Origin of the sequence: Candidatus Thiothrix phosphatis (genome assembly GCF_035668035.1) — a bacterium.
Lineage (GTDB): Bacteria > Pseudomonadota > Gammaproteobacteria > Thiotrichales > Thiotrichaceae > Thiothrix > Thiothrix phosphatis.
This window is the reverse complement of sequence record NZ_JAYMYJ010000096.1, coordinates 1-2251: the sequence shown is the minus strand read 5'-3', so window position 1 is coordinate 2251 and position 2251 is coordinate 1. Positions and strand designations below refer to the sequence as shown.

Annotated in this window: 1 protein-coding gene and 1 pseudogene; both read left to right on the top strand. The window is 57.8% G+C overall.

The genetic code is table 11. The features are described from left to right. Positions 1 to 500 precede the first annotated feature (500 nt). On the top strand, positions 501 to 1484 hold the full coding sequence (locus tag VSS37_RS10255) for a hypothetical protein (RefSeq protein ID WP_324694919.1): 984 nt from the start codon (positions 501 to 503) through the stop codon (positions 1482 to 1484). After that, positions 1481 to 1750 (top strand): annotated as a pseudogene (locus VSS37_RS21845) (metal-dependent hydrolase); the annotation flags it as partial. The gene VSS37_RS10255 and the pseudogene VSS37_RS21845, both read left to right, overlap by 4 nt. Between the last annotated feature and the right edge of the window lie 501 nt (positions 1751 to 2251).

Here is a 2251-nt window from a genome sequence, read left to right as displayed (position 1 = left end):
TTTTTAAAACGGTGATTTTGACGAAAGTGGGTCAGTTTTCAGTCGGTGTTGACACGGTAAATCCAAATGGGTCGATCGCCTGTACGAAAACGCCGCTGAAATCTGGGGAACCAAGTCGAAAACCGCCCCGCTCTACCTGCACACCCTGCGCCCCTTGGTGGCGTGGAGCGATGAGCCGGACGTGGAAAAATGGTGGGAAGCCAAACGCCACGAGGAAGAGAAAACCGACCTGAACAACGCCCGCGCCCCGTGGAAAGCCCTCAAACAATACCAACGCGCCGAAACCCTGCCGGACTACTGCAAAGACACCAAAGCGGTGCTGTTCATCGACGACGCGCACAAGCTCGCAGGCCGCAAGCTGCAAATTGCGCGGCAATGCGTGCTTGCCTCGCGGGTTTTCGTGATCGCTGCCAGCGAAGAACAACGCCTACCGCCCAACCTGCGCACGGTGGTGATGCGCCGTGACCCGCAAATTTTCCGACTCAACTCAGAAGTAGCCTATGACGCAACCAACCTCCTCATGTGGGCGTTCCTTGTCGCCTGCCTCGCCGCTGGCTGGTGGGAAGCCGCCGCCGTTCTGGGCGGTCTTAAAGCCCTTGGCACTGGTCGCCGTGCTGCTCGCGCCGATTAATGCCAGCGCGGAAACAGACAGCGACTACGAAGCCACCAAAGCCGAAACCCTGCGCTTGGCGGGGATCACTGCCCCGGCTGGCACTGAGACAGAGGATACAAAAGTATCCAATGACACCGCCCCGGCTTGGTGGCCTTGGAAGACTGGAAGTGAACTGGAAAAGCCCCCGGCGGTGAAACCGTATCAAATCCCCACGATGGCGGGGGATGGCTTGGACTACCACGACAAACCCGCCGCTATCGTGCAAGCCCCTGCGCTTGACGCTGACGCGATTTTCAAAGCAGTACTGGCCTGCTACCCGGAACGCAGCAAGTTCGACATCGACGTGGACTTACGCGCCGCGATCCGTTCCAGCGACGTTCTCGACCTGCAAGACACCGCCACCGGCTTGGGCAAATCCTACGTTGGAATCGTCGCCTCGATGCCGCTTTACTCCGGGAAAGAACTCGACAGGGAGAAAGACCGCGAGTATGTGCGCCGTAAAGACACCGCAAAGGCCGTTGCTGACTTCGTAACGGCTATAGCAGGGCGTAACCATGCCGTAAGGGAGTTAGCCCTCTACAGGAGCTTAGAGGCGCGTTCTGCGGTGCGTGTGAAGGAAGGCATCACCGAAGCTACGGAACAAGTCGGCTATTTGGAAAAAGTCGCCAGCTCGCAAGACAAGCTCATCGGCGAAGAAGCCAAGATCATGGAAAGCCGTTTGCTGCTGGCTGGGATGTGTGACCCGAAGAACGCGGAACGGATTGGCGGGTGGTTGCGCAAGGTGTCGGCAGTGCCGATGGAAGAACCCCTCACCCCCGGCCCCTCTCCCTCAAGGGGCGAGGGGAGGAAGACGGCTGGGGGTGAACCATGAAGTGGATTAACCATCTGGCAATTGCCGGGGCAACAACTGCCTTGGTAGCCCCTGCCCTTGTCCCGGTTGCCCTGCTTGGCTCGACAGCTCCCGACTGGCTGGAATGGGTGCTGGAAAAGCTGGGCGGGCGCAAGGTCAAACACCGTGGCGTTACCCACATCGTGCTGTACTGGGCAGGTGGGCTTGCCTTCGCGCTCGGCCTGTGGGACTTCCACGGCATCCTTGCCGCTTTTGCCTACGGTGGGCTTACCCATGTGCTGGCAGACTCCCTGACGGTTTCCGGTGTGCCGTTCACCCCCAACGCTGAACGCCGTTTCCACCTGTTCGGCGGCAGGCTGCGCACAGGCAACGCGGGGGAATACGGCATAGCGTGGGGCATTGTCGGCGTGTGTTTCGTGCTGGCGGTGTTGTTCAAGCCCGGTGGTGGCTCTGGCTGGTATCCGTTCTTCTACGACTGGCACGGGCTGTATCAGTCCGGTGTTGTGGATGCCAAGGAGTGGAAGGATAACAGGCTGAAGTTCTTTTGAGGGTGGATACGGTTATATCCGCCCTCTTCTTCACCTTCCCTGCGAAGCAAAACACACACACAACAAAAACTCAGCCATGAAATCTAGGGGGCCGCGCACGCACGCGCTTTGTGTGTTTAACAATCTTTAATAATTTAATACTTTAAGGGCTTGCAGGTATTTGAATATAAATGGTTTTTTCGCTTAACTATGGAGGAAAAGAGGGTGAACTATGGAGGAAAAGAGGGTGAACTATGGAGG

Coding starts and splice junctions, on each gene's coding strand:
- VSS37_RS10255 (WP_324694919.1), top strand. CDS start 501: ATGACGCAACCAACCTCCTCATGTGGGCGTTCCTTGTCGCCTGCCTCG.